12 protein-coding genes are annotated in these 14,351 nt (G+C 67.3%); 2 read left to right on the top strand and 10 right to left on the bottom strand.

The genetic code is table 11. From position 1 onward, the window contains the following. Positions 1-9 precede the first annotated feature (9 nt). The 5 genes from N5C88_RS06740 to kdpF are packed head-to-tail and all read right to left on the bottom strand — an operon-like array spanning position 10 to position 7,540. On the bottom strand, positions 10-2,796 hold the full coding sequence (locus N5C88_RS06740) for a sensor histidine kinase KdpD (protein ID WP_059373795.1): 2,787 nt from the start codon (positions 2,794-2,796) through the stop codon (positions 10-12). A 51-nt stretch (positions 2,797-2,847) separates the two neighbouring features. Beyond that, positions 2,848-3,456 (bottom strand): potassium-transporting ATPase subunit KdpC, encoded by a 609-nt coding sequence (gene kdpC, locus N5C88_RS06745; RefSeq protein ID WP_059373796.1) that lies wholly within the window; start codon positions 3,454-3,456, stop codon positions 2,848-2,850. A gap of 24 nt (positions 3,457-3,480) precedes the next feature. Then, the gene (gene kdpB, locus N5C88_RS06750) at positions 3,481-5,640 is read right to left on the bottom strand and encodes a potassium-transporting ATPase subunit KdpB (RefSeq protein ID WP_059373797.1); all 2,160 of its coding nucleotides are present in this window, start codon (positions 5,638-5,640) and stop codon (positions 3,481-3,483) included. Between the two features lie 8 nt (positions 5,641-5,648). Next, a complete protein-coding gene (gene kdpA / locus N5C88_RS06755) occupies positions 5,649-7,451 on the bottom strand; it encodes a potassium-transporting ATPase subunit KdpA (RefSeq protein WP_280015006.1) in 1,803 nt (600 codons plus the stop codon). Next, positions 7,451-7,540, bottom strand: coding sequence for a K(+)-transporting ATPase subunit F (gene kdpF / locus N5C88_RS06760; protein WP_013391886.1), 90 nt, complete (start codon positions 7,538-7,540; stop codon positions 7,451-7,453). The genes kdpA and kdpF overlap by 1 nt, the downstream gene beginning before the upstream one ends. A gap of 731 nt (positions 7,541-8,271) precedes the next feature. Here kdpF and N5C88_RS06765 point away from each other — a divergent pair. Next, a complete protein-coding gene (locus tag N5C88_RS06765) occupies positions 8,272-8,550 on the top strand; it encodes a DUF4212 domain-containing protein (RefSeq protein ID WP_059373799.1) in 279 nt (92 codons plus the stop codon). Then, positions 8,550-10,640: a sodium:solute symporter family protein gene (locus N5C88_RS06770; RefSeq protein WP_059373800.1), complete on the top strand. Its 2,091-nt coding sequence runs from the start codon at positions 8,550-8,552 to the stop codon at positions 10,638-10,640. Before N5C88_RS06765 ends, N5C88_RS06770 begins: the two co-directional genes overlap by 1 nt. On the opposite strand, the gene N5C88_RS06775 is transcribed toward N5C88_RS06770, so the two are convergent. The 5 genes from N5C88_RS06775 to trxB are packed head-to-tail and all read right to left on the bottom strand — an operon-like array spanning position 10,637 to position 14,350. Further along, a complete protein-coding gene (locus tag N5C88_RS06775) occupies positions 10,637-11,779 on the bottom strand; it encodes a hypothetical protein (RefSeq protein ID WP_280015007.1) in 1,143 nt (380 codons plus the stop codon). The genes N5C88_RS06770 and N5C88_RS06775 overlap by 4 nt on opposite strands. Beyond that, positions 11,766-12,413: a hypothetical protein gene (locus tag N5C88_RS06780; protein ID WP_280015008.1), complete on the bottom strand. Its 648-nt coding sequence runs from the start codon at positions 12,411-12,413 to the stop codon at positions 11,766-11,768. The genes N5C88_RS06775 and N5C88_RS06780 overlap by 14 nt, the downstream gene beginning before the upstream one ends. After that, the gene (locus N5C88_RS06785; RefSeq protein WP_054450090.1) at positions 12,410-12,739 is read right to left on the bottom strand and encodes a multidrug efflux SMR transporter; all 330 of its coding nucleotides are present in this window, start codon (positions 12,737-12,739) and stop codon (positions 12,410-12,412) included. The genes N5C88_RS06780 and N5C88_RS06785 overlap by 4 nt, the downstream gene beginning before the upstream one ends. Beyond that, positions 12,736-13,404 (bottom strand): Smr/MutS family protein, encoded by a 669-nt coding sequence (locus N5C88_RS06790; RefSeq protein ID WP_280015009.1) that lies wholly within the window; start codon positions 13,402-13,404, stop codon positions 12,736-12,738. Before N5C88_RS06790 ends, N5C88_RS06785 begins: the two co-directional genes overlap by 4 nt. Next, complete coding sequence (trxB, locus tag N5C88_RS06795) at positions 13,391-14,350, bottom strand: thioredoxin-disulfide reductase (RefSeq protein ID WP_059373804.1); 960 nt, start codon at positions 14,348-14,350, stop codon at positions 13,391-13,393. The genes N5C88_RS06790 and trxB overlap by 14 nt, the downstream gene beginning before the upstream one ends. Between the last annotated feature and the right edge of the window lies 1 nt (position 14,351).

A 14,351-nucleotide genomic window follows, 5' to 3' on the forward strand; every position in this document is an offset into this window, starting at 1 on the left:
TTGCGGCGTTCAAGGGGTTTCGGATTGGATCGGGGGTGGCGCGCCCAGGGGCAGCGTGAAGACGAACTGGGCGCCGGATTCCTGGCCCGGCGCGTGTTCGACCCAGATTTTCCCATGGTGCGCGGCGATGATGGCCTCGCATACGGCCAGGCCCAGGCCGACGCCTGGCGTGGCGGACTCGCGGTCGCCGCGCGTGAATTTTTCGAAGATGCGGCGCTCCGCGCCCGGCGGCACGCCCGGCCCGTTGTCGCTGACTGCCACGCGCAGTTCGCCCTCGTGTACGTCCGCGTGCAGGCGCAGGGTGCTGCCGGCAGGCGTGTACTTGGCCGCGTTCTCCAGCAGATTGCACAGCACGCGCTCGATCAGCACGCCGTCGCATTCCACCAGCGGCAGCTGCGACAGGCTGTCCACGGTGACGCGGTGCGCGGCCAGCGGTTCGCGCATGGCGGCAAGCGAGGCGCCGACCAGCTCCTCGATGGATTGCCATTCCAGCCGCAGCGGCGTGTCGCGGTTCTGCAGCCGCGCCATGTCCAGCAGATTGACCACCAGCGCGTGCATGCGCTGGGCCTGGTCGCGCATGGCGCGGACGGTGTCGTGGATGTCGGGCGGCAGCGTCGCCTGCTGGCGCATCAGCGTGTCCGTCATGCCTACCAGGCTGGTCAGCGGGGTGCGCAGATCGTGCGAGACGGCCGCCAGCAGCGAGTTGCGCAGCTTCTCGGATTCCATGCTGACCAGCGCCTGCTGCGCCACTTCCACGTAGTGCAGGCGTTCCAGCGCGATGGCGATCAGGGTGGCGTAGGCCTCGATCTGGCGGCGCGAGTCGGGATTCAGGAACAGGCTGCGGCGCGGGGCGGCCAGCGCCAGCACGCCGCGGGTGCGCATCGGCGCCTTCAGGGGCAGGTACAGCAGTTCGCTGTTGGACAGGGTGGAGGTGCCTGCGCCGGCGGGTTGTCCGTGGTCGTAGACCCATTGGGCCAGCGCGGATTCCAGCGGCGGCATGTCGTCCGCCGCGGGAGACGCCAGCTTCAGGCGGTCGTCCATGCCCAGGATGTACAGCGCGCAGCGCGAGCCGAAGGTGGCATGCACGAAGGCGCTGGCCAGGGTGACGATCTGCTCGGGCAGCAGCGCGGACGACAGTTCGCGCGCAAACTCGTAGAGGCTGCGGGCATCGGCCTCGCGCTTGACCGAGGCCTGCGCCTGCAAGCGCAGGCCGGCCGTCAACTGGCCGATCAGCAGGCCCACCGACAGCAGCACGCCGAACGTCAGCAGGTACTGCACGTCCGATACGGCGAAGGACGCCAGCGGCTGCACGAAGAAGAAATCGAACAGCCCTACGCTGATGACCGAGGCCAGCGCCGCCGGTCCGCGCCCGTGACGCAGCGCCACGGCCACCACCGCCAGCAGGAACAGCATGACGATATTGGTCTGGTGCAGCGCCGGGAAGGCCAGCATGGACAGCGCGGTGGCGGCGGCGCAATAGCACAGCGCCCAGGCATAGCCCGCCAGCGGCCGGGCATTGCGCTCGTCGGCGGCCTGGCGCGTCCGCCGGCCCAGCGTGAGCGGGTCGCGTCCCGGCGCGGACGCGGCCGGCAGCGGCGGCGCGCCCAGGCGGATGATGTCGATTTCGGGGCAGCCCGCGGCCAGCATGTCGGCAAAGCTGTGGCGCCGCCATAGCCAGCCCGGCGAGATGGCCGCGGTCAACACGGCGGACAGCGACAGTCGCAGGCGCTGCAGGCCGCTGGCGCGGGTGCGGCCGATGATGGCCTTGGTGATGTTGTGGCGGCGCACGTAGCGCACCACGGCGTCGACCATGTCGCCGCCGGCCAGGGTTTCGCTGCGCGCGCCGAGTGAATCCGCCAGGGCCAGGCTGCGCTGGATGCGTTCCTGTTCGGCCTGGGGCGGCGGGGCCGCGCGCGGCGTGTCGATGGTGACCACGTGCAGATCGCATTCCAGCTGCTGGCTCAGGCGGTGCGCGCTGCGGATGACGTACTCGGCGTCCACGTCCGGACCGATGCAGGCGACCACTGCTTCGCGCGTACGCCACACGGGTTCGATGGCGCGGTCGCGGCGATAGGCCTGGACGTCGTCGTCGACGTGGTCGGCGGTGCGGCGCAGCGCCAGCTCGCGCAGCGCGATCAGGTTGCCCTTGCGAAAGAAATTGCGGCTGGCGTGGCGGGCCTGTTCCGGCAGATAGACCTTGCCTTCCTTCAGTCGGCGCAGCAGCTCGTCGGCCGACAGGTCCACCAGAATGACTTCATCGGCCGCGTCGAAGACCTCGTCGGGCACGGTCTCCCAGACGCGCACGCCGGTGATGCTGCCCACCGCTTCGTTCAGGCTGTCCAGATGCTGTACGTTCAGCGTGGTCCAGACGTCGATGCCGGCCGTCAGCAGTTCGTGGATGTCCTGCCAGCGCTTGGCATGGCGTGAACCTGGCGCGTTCGAGTGCGCCAGCTCGTCCACCAGTACCAGGTCGGGATGGCGGGCCAGCGTGCCGTCCAGGTCGAATTCCTTCAGCACGTGGCCGCGGTACGGCACGTCCTTGAGCGGCAGGACGGGCAGGCCTTCCAGCAGCGTGGCGGTTTCGCGCCGGCCGTGGGTCTCGACGATGCCGGCCAGCACGTCGGCGCCCTGGGCGGCCTGCGCGCGCGCCGCCACCAGCATGGCGTAGGTCTTGCCCACGCCGGCCGATGATCCGAAGTAGACGCGCAGCTTGCCGCGCACCGCCTGGCGCGCGGCGTCGTCCAGGGTCTTCAAGAGCGCGTCGGGGTCGGGACGCTCGCCAGCGATATCAGCCATGAACGCGCAGTAGGTGTGAGGGAACGGCTGGCAATACTATACGCCGCGGCATCAGCGCGCCGGACGCAATTGGTCCAGCGCCAGGTTCAGCGTCAACACGTTGACCGCGGGGTCGCCCAGCACGCCCAGCCAGGGCTTTTCGGTATGGGCCTGGATCAGGGCATCGACCTGCGCTTGCGGCAGGCCGCGGGCGCGCGCCACGCGCGCTGCCTGGTAAGCCGCCGCGGCCGGGCTGATGTGCGGATCCAGGCCGCTGCCGGACGCGGTGACCAGGTCCACCGGCACCGGGACGGGGTTGTCCGGGTCGGCCGCCTTCAGGGCGGCGATGCGGGCCTGGATGGCATCGGCCAGCGCGGGATTGCGCGGTCCCAGGTTCGAGCCGCCGGAGCCGGCGCCGTTGTACGGCATGGGCGCGGTGGCCGACGGGCGGCCCCAGAAGTAGCCGGGCGAACTGAACGACTGGCCGATCAGCTCCGAGCCTACGACCTGGTCGCCTTGCTTGATCAGCGAGCCGGCCGCTTCGTGCGGAAAGACGGCTGCGGCGATGCCCGTGGTCAGGAAGGGATAGGCCAGGCCGGTCACCAGCGACAGCGCGGCGAAGACGACCAGCGCGGGGCGCAGGATGCCGCCTTGGCGCGGCAGGGTGGCGGAATTTTTCATGATGGGTTCCTTGCAGTTTGAGGCTCAGGCCCAGCCCAGGGCGGCCAGCACCATGTCGACCAGCTTGATGCCGGCAAACGGCACCAGCAGGCCGCCCAGGCCATAGATGAGCAGATTGCGGCGCAACAGCACGGCGGCGCCCAGCGCGCGATAGCGCACGCCCTTGAGCGCCAGCGGGATCAGCACCACGATGATCAGCGCGTTGAAGATCACGGCCGACAGAATGGCCGAGGCCGGCGTGGCCAGGCCCATGATGTTCAGCACGTTCAACTGCGGATAGACGGTGGCGAAGGCGGCCGGAATGATGGCGAAATACTTGGCGACGTCGTTGGCCACGCTGAAGGTCGTCAGCGCGCCGCGGGTCATCAGCATCTGCTTGCCGATCTCGACGATCTCGATGAGCTTGGTGGGGTTGGAATCCAGGTCCACCATGTTGCCCGCCTCCTTGGCGGCCTGGGTGCCCGAATTCATCGCCACCGCGACGTCGGCCTGCGCCAGCGCGGGCGCATCGTTGGTGCCGTCGCCCGTCATCGCCACCAGCCGGCCTTCCGCCTGGTAGGCGCGGATCAGCTTGAGCTTGGCTTCGGGCGTGGCTTCGGCCAGGAAGTCGTCCACGCCGGCCTCGGCGGCGATGGACGCGGCCGTGAGCTTGTTGTCGCCGGTGATCATTACGGTCTTGATGCCCATGCGGCGCAATTCCGCGAAGCGCGACTGGATGTCGGGCTTGACGATGTCCTTCAGCTCGACCACGCCCAGCGCGCGGTTGCCGTCGCTGACCATCAGCGGCGTGCTGCCGCGGCGCGCCACGTCTTCGGCCAGGCGCAACGCCTGCTCCGGCACCGTCGAGTCCTGCTCGGCCAGCCACGCCTGCACGGCGTCGACCGCGCCCTTGCGGATCATGCGGCCGTTCAGGTTCACGCCGCTCATGCGCGATTGCGCGGTGAAGGGCACGAATTCGGCGTGCGGGGTGGGGGCGGCGGGCGCGTGGATGGACTTGTCGGCCAGCGCCACGATGCTGCGTCCTTCCGGCGTTTCATCGGCCAGCGAGGCCAGGCGCGCGGCCTCGGCCAGTTCGCGCGCGGACACGCCGGGGGCAGGCAGAAAGGTCGAGGCCTGGCGGTTGCCGAAAGTGATGGTGCCGGTCTTGTCCAGCAGCAGCACGTCCACGTCGCCGGCGGCTTCGACGGCGCGGCCGGACGTCGCGATGACGTTGGCGCCCATCATGCGGCTCATGCCGGCCACGCCGATGGCCGACAGCAGGCCGCCGATGGTGGTGGGGATCAGGCAGACCAGCAGCGCGACCAGCACCGTGACTGTCACGACCGAACCGCCGCCGGCGGCGCTGACCGCATAGATCGAGAACGGCATCAGGGTCACGACCACCAGCAGGAAGACCACGGTCAGGCCCACCAGCAGGATGGTAAGGGCCAGCTCGTTGGGCGTCTTCTGGCGCTTGGCGCCTTCGACCATGGTGATCATGCGGTCCAGGAAACTCTCGCCGGGATCGGCGGCGATGCGCACGAAGATCCAGTCCGACAGCACGCGGGTGCCGCCGGTAACGGACGAGAAGTCGCCGCCGGATTCGCGGATCACGGGCGCGGATTCGCCGGTGATGGCGCTTTCGTCCACAGACGCCACGCCGGCGATGACCTGGCCGTCGCCAGGGATGATGTCCCCCGCTTCGACCAGCACCACGTCGCCCCGGCGCAGCAGGCCCGAGGGTTGGCTGACGGCCTGGCTGCGCCAGGCGCCGGGTTGCGCCGTGCTGGCGTCGGCATCGCGAAAGCCCTTCAGGAGCCGGGCGTCGATGGTGGTGCGCAGGCCGCGCAGGGTGGCCGCCTGCTGCTTGCCGCGACCTTCGGCCAGGGCTTCGGCGAAGTTCGCGAACAGCACGGTGAACCACAGCCACACGGCGATCGCCAGGATGAAGCCGGCGGGCGCTTCGGCCTGGCCGCGCAGGGCCATGACCCACAGCACCGTGGTCAGGATGCTGCCGACGTAGACGACGAACATCACGGGGTTCTTCAGCTGCGCGGCAGGCGAGAGCTTGCGCAGGCTGTCCAGCACCGCAGGGCCGACCAGGGCGCGCGACCACATGCCGAACTGGCGTTCATGCGCGGCGTGCGATGCGGCGCGGGCGGCACCGCCTCCGGCGCCGGTAGTAGAGGTTTCAATCTTGGCCATTTTCATTCCTAGCCTTTCACTTGCAGATGTTCTGCGACAGGACCCAATGCCAGCGCGGGCACATACGTCAAAGCGCCCACCAGCAGTACCGCGCCGATCAGCAGCACCACGAACAGCGGGCCGGTGGTGGGCATGCTGCCGGGGCCGGCGGGCAGGCGGCGCTTGGCGGCCAGCGAGCCGGCCATCGCCAGGATGGCGACGATGATGGCGAAGCGGCCAAACCACATGGCGATGCCCAGCAGCACGTTGTAGAAGGGCGTGTTGGCGGACAGCCCGGCGAAGGCGCTGCCGTTGTTGTTGGCGGCCGACGTCAGGCCATAGAGGATTTCGGAGAAACCGTGGATGCCTGGATTGAGCACACCAGCCTGGCCGGCCGGCACCGAGACCGCCAGCGCCGTGCCGACCAGCACCAGCAGCGGGGTCGCCAGGATGACGATGGAGACCATCTTCATGTCATAGGCTTCGATCTTCTTGCCCAGGTATTCCGGGGTGCGGCCTATCATCAGCCCGGCAATGAAGACGCCCAGGATGGCAAAGGCCAGCATGCCGTACAGGCCCGAACCCACGCCGCCGAAGACCACCTCGCCCAATTGCATCAACAGCATCGGCGTCAGGCCGCCCATGGCGTTGAGCGAATCGTGCATGCCGTTGACCGCGCCGCAGGACGCTGCCGTGGTGACGGTGGCGAACAGCGAGGTGGCGGCGATGCCGAAGCGGGTTTCCTTGCCTTCCATGTTGCCGCCCGGCGAGAACGCGCTGAGCGCGCTGTCGGCGCCGGCCTGGGCCGCCATGGGATTGGGCTGCTGTTCGAAGTAGGCGGCGGACAGGGCGAACACCGCGAACAGCACGGTCATGGCCGCCAGGATCGCGATGCCCTGGCGCCGGCTGCCCACCATCTCGCCAAACGAAAAGCACAGCGCGGCGGGAATCGCCAGGATGGCCAGCATCTCCAGGAAGTTGGCCAGCGGCGTGGGGTTCTCAAACGGATGCGCGGAGTTGGCGTTGAAGAAGCCGCCGCCGTTGGTACCCAGCAGCTTGATCGATTCCTGCGAAGCGACCGGACCCATCGCCAGGGTCTGGGTCTTGCTGACGGCGGGATCGGTCACTGCCTGTCCCTGGGCGTCCAGCACGGGCTGGCCCTGCGCGTCCACGCGAGGCTGGTCGTAGTGCACGGCTTCGACCGTCTGGACTTCCTGGTAGGGGCTGAAATTCTGGATCACGCCCTGGCTGACGAGCGCCAGTGCCAGGACCAGGGACAGCGGCAGCAGCACGTACAGCGTGCTGCGCACCATGTCGGTCCAGAAGTTGCCCACGGTGGCCGAGCAATGGCGCGACAGGCCGCGGATCAGCGCGAACAGCACGGCGATGCCGGTGGCGGCCGAGACGAAGTTCTGCACCGTCAGCGCCAGCATCTGCGTCAGGTAGCTCATCGTCGATTCGCCGCCATAGCCTTGCCAGTTGGTATTGGCCACGAAGCTGATGGCGGTGTTCAGGGCAGAGTCCGGCGACACCGCACCCATGCCGGCAGGATTGAGCGGCAGCACGCCCTGCAGGCGCTGCAGGGCGTAGACGGCCGCGATGCCGATGATGTTGAAGGTCAGCACCGCCACGGCGTAGCGCTTCCAGCCCATCTCGGCCTGCGGGTCTATGCCCGCCAGCCGGTAGACGCCGCGCTCGATGGGGCGGCCCCAGGCGGTCAGCCGGGACTGCCCGTTTTCCATGGCGATACGGATGTAGCGCCCGAGCAGGGGCGCGATCGCGAGCAGGACTGCCAGGTATACGACCAGCAATCCGACGAATTCGGCGGTCATCAGAATTTCTCCGGTTTGAACAGCGCGACCAGCAGGTACACGAACAACAGGGCGGCCGTCAGGCCGCTCAGCCAATAGAGCCAGTTCATGGCTGCTCTCCCGCAGACAAGGTTTCGCAGAACCGCAGCAGGGCGAAGGTCAGCCCGGCCATGACGGCAAAGATGGCGATATACAAGGCATCCACGTTTTTCCTCCCGGGAGCGGCGCTCCCTTCGAACGACGGGCCTGCACGGCAAATAGGGATGCGCGCCGGGCAGGCGTAGTGACCAATCAGGACACCGGCAGGTTACGGAGCGGGGGGTAAAAACGGGGTATACGTTTGAGAGGAGGGTGTAAATGAAACGTAAATGGGGCCAGGTTCTCGCAGCCGCCCAAAGACGGGCATGGCGCGCGCACGGTCGCGGGCCCAAGCCGGAGCTGCCAAGCGGAGGGAAGCGGGGGCCAGGCAGGCGGGGTCCGGAATGGCCGCAAGACGGCCGAAAAATCCCAATATTTAGAACCCGAAACCCGCATTGCACCAATATGGTGCGGGAAATATGTAAATGAATGCTCCTTCTTAGGGCATTCCCCTAGTGTGACAATCCCGCATCTGGTGCAGAATCTCTTCCCATGCAGGTGAGGAGACAAAGCCCTGCATGGGCAAATACCGGCGGCACCGGTACATAAAAAAAGTAAAGCAGTACCCAAAAAAAGCAAAACGCACAACGGCTGGCACCAGGTAGTGCCAGCCGTTGTCGCATAAAAAGCCGGCATTTCAAGCGCAAAGGCTTTTCAAGCGCCGCGTTTCGCGATAATCAGACAGGGTTCGCTCATCCCAGCTATGTCGGAATCGCGCCTTTCATCCTCGACACCCGCCACGACTCCCTATTGGCGCCGCAACTTGTGGCTGATCCTGGTGTTGCTCGTCGTATGGGCCGCACTGACCTTCATTCCCGCTTTTTTTGCCCGCAGCCTGAATTTCGATTTCATCGGCTGGCCGTTCGCGTTCTGGATGGCCGCTTATGGCGCGCCGCTGGCCTACCTGGTCATCATCGGCATCTACGCCCGGATCATGAATCGCGCCGATGAGCGCTCCGAAGACGTGGGAGGGCACCGCTGATGCCGTTTTTCAGCGGAGACACGCCCCAGCAATTCAGAGTCCGGTTGCGCCGCATCTACGTGCTGTACACGGCGGGATTCGCGTTGATGATCCTGTTGATGGCGCTGGCCGAGATCCTGGGCATGCCGCGCAACTGGATCGGCTATGTGTTCCTGCTGGTCACGGTCAGCCTGTACGCCGGCATCGGCATCGTCTGCCGGACCTCGGATCAGGTGGAGTACTACGTGGCGGGTCGGCGGGTGCCCGCGATCTACAACGGCATGGCCACGGCCGCCGACTGGATGTCGGTGGCCTCCTTCATCGGCGTGGCCGGCACGCTCTACCTGACGGGCTATGGCGGGCTGGCCTACATCATGGGCTGGACCGGCGGCTATGTGCTGGTGGCGATGCTGCTGGCGCCTTATCTGCGCCGCTTCGGCCAATACACCATTCCCGACTTCATGGGCGCGCGCTATGGCGGCAATATGCCGCGCCTGGCGGGCGTGGCCTGCGCCATACTCTGTTCCTTCACCTACCTGGTGGCGCAGATCTACGGCGTGGGCATCATCACCACGCGCATGACCGGCATCTCCTTCGAGCTCGGCATCTTCGTGGCGCTGGGCGGCATGCTGGTCTGTTCGTTCCTGGGCGGCATGCGCGCAGTCACCTGGACGCAGGTGGGGCAGTACATCATCCTGGTCATCGCCTATCTGGTGCCGGTGGTCTGGCTGTCCATCAAGCACACCAACATGCCCGTGCCGCAGCTGTCGGCCGGCGTGGTGCTGCAGCAGGTGACCGAAAAAGAGGTCTACCTGCAGAACGACCCGTCCGAAATCGAGGTGCGCAGGCTGTGGCAGGAGCGCGCCGACGAAATGGGCCGCCGGATGGCGGCATTGCCCGAATCCTGGACGCTGGAAAAGGACAAGCTGCGCAGCCGGCTGGCGCAGTTGACTGCGAACGATGCGCCCATGGTCGAGATCCGCTCGGCAGAGCGCGAGCTGGCCGGCTATCCCGCCGGCGTGGAAGAGGCGCGTATCGCCTGGGCGCAGGCCAAGGCCGCGTTCGAGGCGCGAGCGGCGCCGGCCACGCCGCATGCGGAACCGTTTCCGTCCAAGGATCCAGAAGAGCAGCGCAACATGCGCGTCAATTTCCTGGCGCTGGTGCTTTGCCTGATGCTGGGCACTGCGGGCATGCCGCACATCCTGATGCGTTCATACACGACGCCCTCGGTCATCGAGGCGCGCAAATCGGTGTGCTGGTCGCTGCTGTTCATCCTGCTGCTGTATTTCATGGCGCCGGCGCTGGCGCTGCTGGTGAAGTACGAGGTCTATACCCAGGTGGTGGGGTCCAGCTTTCTCAGCCTGCCCAACTGGGTGCATGCCTGGAGCGCCGTCGACAGCAATCTGCTGGACGTGACCGACGTCAACCGCGACGGCATCGTGCAGTTGAGCGAGATCAGCATGGGCGCCGACGTGGTGGTGCTGGCCATGCCGGAAATCGGCGGACTGCCCTACGTGATATCGGCCCTGGTGGCGGCGGGCGGGCTGGCCGCGGCGCTGTCCACCGCCGACGGCCTGTTGCTGACCCTCTCCAACTCCCTGTCGCACGACATGTGGTATCGCATGGTGTCGCCGCGCATGTCGGCGGCGCGCCGCGTGATGGTGTCCAAGATTCTGCTGCTGCTGGTGGCCTTCGGCGCCGCCTGGGTGGCGGCGCGCAAGCCCGCGGACATTCTCTTCATGGTGTCGGCCGCGTTTTCCTTTGCGGCGTCATCCTTTTTCCCGGCGTTGGTCATGGGCGTGTTCTGGCGCCGCGCCAACAAATGGGGCGCGACGCTGGGCATGGCGGCCGGGCTGGCGGCGACGTTCGCCTACATGACGCACACGCATCCCTGGTTGCGCGAATGGGTGCTGGGCATTTCGCGCACCCAGCCCGTGGACCTGTGGTGGGGCATCCAGCCGATCGCGGCGGGCGTGTTCGGCGCGCCGGTGGCTTTCCTGACGATCATCGTGGTGTCGCTGCTGACGCCGCCGCCGGACCGCGCCACGCTGGCGCTGGTGGACTACCTGCGCCATCCGGGCGCGCCCAAGCCGCAGGGCGAACGCGGCTAAGGCGTTCCGCAGGCGTTGGCGTTCCGGTTTTCCGGATCGACGCAGGATGCCCATGCCGCCGCGGGCATGGCTTGCAGCAAGGTATAGGTCTGGCCGGGCGCCCATAGCCATTGCACGCCGCCCGGCGTCTTGCCGGCCGCTTCCCAGATTCGCTTGCGTTGCGCGGCGGTCATGATGAATCGCCGCTGGTCGCCGCTGTTGCCTTGCGCCAATATCTGCGAGGGATCCCGCTTGGCGGCATAGATGCTGGCAACCCCCTCGGCCGTCTTCTTGGGCTGCACGATGGCCCAGTCGTAGTTGTACGAGTCCAGCTCGGGCGCTTCCCAGGCGGGGCCGGGCAGCACCAGGGAGGCGTAGGGATCCGCGCTTGCGCGGTAGGGCAGTCCCAGAACGGCAGGTTCGTCCGCCCACGCCGTCCGCTGGCGCAAGTAGCGCTGCGCCCTGCGGCCCTGAGCGTCATGCGTCACGACTTCGAACGCATCTTCGGATTTGTCTTGATAGGAAATCGTGCGCAACAACCGGCCCGCGGCGTCATGCACGTAGCGGGTCACGGGCCGGGAAGGCGCCGCGCAATCGTTGGCGCCCAGCTCGGCCAGCCAACCGTGGGTGTCGTAGCGCAGGCAATAGCGCGCCGGCCGGTTGCGGCGGCCGTCCCAGGCGCGCGAACGTTCCTCGTAGCCAGTCAACCGACCGGCGGCGTCATAGTAGAAGCGCGTTTCGGCGTCTGGCGGGGGCAGCGCGGCCTTGCCCGACGCGCGGGCTTCGTGCACGGCGCCGGCGCTGTAACGGGCGATGCCGCACAAATGTTGGCGGCCGTCGGGGGCGCTTTCCCAGCGCAGCATGGTGACGCCGATGCGGGCGTCCGGCGCGGCGGCGTAGACGGACCAGTCCACCCGTTCTGCCCATATGGTGGCCAAGGCGCGCTCGCCGGTGTCGATGGTGACGCCAGGCAACCATGAGCGGATGCGCGAGCCGTCCAGCGCCAGCAAGGTATTGGTGTCGTCCAGGGAAATGTCCATTACCCCGGTGTGGCGCTGCGCGGACGCGGCCAGCGGTTCGCACAGCGCACTGGCCAGCCCCGGCGCAAGGGAAAGCGCGGTCAGCGCAAGCAGACGCCGTGCGGAATCAGAGTGCCGCATTGTGCAGGTAGGCGATCAGCCCCCAGAGTTCGCTGCTGATCCCGCCCAGGCGCAAGGCGTCATCGCGCGTGTCCATCAGCAGGAAGGGGTAGGCGTTGCGTTCCAGCTTGCCTGGAGGCGGCAGTCTGTAGGGTGTGAAGTGTTCGCCCGACAGCAGGTAGGTATTGGTCATGTCGCCGACATCCACATGCAGGTACCAGACGGTCAGGTCCGCGACGTTCAGGGCCGCATCCGTTTCCGGATACAAGCCGCCCTGGCCGGCCGGGATGGCGCTGTCCAGCACGGCCATGAGCACGGCGCGCGGGCCGGATTTCGGAAAGTAGGCGCCTTCACTGCCACGCTGCGTGAACGCTTGGCGGATGAACCCCGCGCCGCGCGAGCCGGGCACCACCGTGCGGGCGAACATCGCTTCCAGCTGGGCTTGCGACAAGGGGCCGGGCATGGCGGACAACTGGTCCAGGTCCTGCTTGAAAGCGCTCAGCCAGGTCCGGTAGCGCGCGAGCTCGGCCGCGCGGTTGAACTCCTGGGCCAGGGCTTGGCCGGTCGGCAGCAGGCCCAGGCAGCCCAGGCACAGCCAGGCCGCCAGCCAGCGGCGGATCCGGGTACTCGCCGTTGACCCGTCGCGGGGCTTCAATGCGAAACGGATTTCGAGAAGACGTTCATCACCACCACGCCGGCGATGATGAGGCCGATGCCGATGAGCGCCGGCGTGTCCAGGTGCTGTTTGAACAGCACCGCGCCGACGATGGAAATCAGCACGATGCCCACGCCGGACCAGATGGCGTAGGCGATGCCCACCGGGATCTCGCGCAGCGTCAGCGACAGGAAATAGAACGAAATCAGGTAGCCGAACACCGTCACGATGGACGGCGCCAGGCGGGTGAAGCCTTCGGACCCCTTGAGCGCGCTGGTGGCGAAGATCTCGGCGATGATGGCTATGCCCAGGTAGAGCCACTTCATTTGCGTGTTCCCTCGGATTGCCGCAGCAGCACCAGCAGGGCGCCCGCGCCGCCTTCGCGCTCGGGTGCTTCGGAAAACGCCAGGACTTCGCTCTTCTGCACCAGCCAGGTGCGGGCCTTGTCCTTGAGCACCGGCTCCAGCCCCTGCGAGCCATAGCCCTTGCCGTGGACGATGCGCACGCAGCGGATGCCGTGCTCCTGGCATTCGTCCAGGAACGACAGCAGGGCGTGGCGGGCCTGTTCCACCCGCAGGCCATGCAGGTCCAGTTCGGCGCCGGCGCGCCATTGGCCGCGGCGCAGGTTGCGCGCGGTGTCGGGCGCGGCGTCGCTGCGTACGAAGGCGGTGCCGCCTTCGGACAGCAGATGCGTGATTTCGCCGCCGTCGGAGACGCCGGCATCGGCGCGCGTGGGGGTTTCGCCCAGCGCGTTGGCGCGGCGCAGCGCGGGCGCGGGCTGCGCCACGGGCTTGTGCTCCACCCGGGCGGCCTGCTTGATCGGCGTGACTGACTGCATGGTGCGCTTGAACGCCGCCATGTCGTCAACGGGGGCGGTATCCGGTTTTTTCAGCATCGCCACCCGCTGGGCCAGGGCGGCGCGTTCGCGCTCGGCCTGCAGGTCTTTCTTCAGGCGTTTCAGGTCGGCCAGGCCGACCTTACTGCCCCGCATTCTCCAGCCACCGTTGTGCGTCCAGCGCGGCCATGCAGCCGGTGCCGGCGCTGGTGATGGCCTGGCGGTAGACGTGGTCCTGCACGTCGCCGGCGGCGAAGACGCCGGGGACCGAGGTCATCGTGGCCATGCCGGACAGGCCGCTCTTGGTGACGATGTAGCCGTCCTTCATTTCCAGCTGGCCCTGGAAGATCTCGGTGTTGGGCTGGTGGCCGATGGCAATGAACGCGCCGGTGGCCGCCATGTCCTCGGTGACGCCGGTGTCGACGTGGCGCACGCGCACGCCGGTGACGCCGCTGTCGTCGCCCAGCACTTCTTCCAGCGTATGGAACAGCTTGAGCTCCATGTTGCCGTTCTCGACCTTGCTCATGAGCTTGTCGACCAGGATGGGCTCGGCGCGGAACTTGTCGCGGCGGTGGATCAGGGTGACCTTGCGGCAGATGTTCGACAGGTACAGCGCTTCTTCCACGGCGGTATTGCCGCCGCCGACCACGACCACGTCCTGGTTGCGGTAGAAGAAGCCGTCGCAGGTGGCGCAGCCGGACACGCCGCGGCCCATGAAGGTCTCTTCAGACGGCAGGCCGAGGTACTTGGCCGAGGCGCCGGTGGCGATGATGAGCGCGTCGCAGGTGTAGATCTTGCCGGTGTCGCCCGTGAGGGTGAACGGGCGCTTGGACACATCGACCTTGGCAATGTGGTCGAAGATCATTTCGGTGTTGAAACGTTCGGCGTGCTTCTGGAAGCGCTGCATCAGGTCCGGACCCTGCACGCCCTCCGCGTCCGCCGGCCAGTTGTCGACGTCCGTGGTGGTCATGAGCTGGCCGCCTTGGGCCAGACCTGTAACAAGAACAGGGCTCAGATTGGCGCGTGCCGCATAGACGGCCGCCGTGTAACCGGCAGGGCCGGAACCGAGTATCAAAACTTTAGCGTGCTTGGGCGTGGACATG

The organism is Achromobacter sp. GD03932, assembly GCF_029839485.1.
Classification (GTDB): domain Bacteria; phylum Pseudomonadota; class Gammaproteobacteria; order Burkholderiales; family Burkholderiaceae_B; genus Achromobacter; species Achromobacter bronchisepticus_A.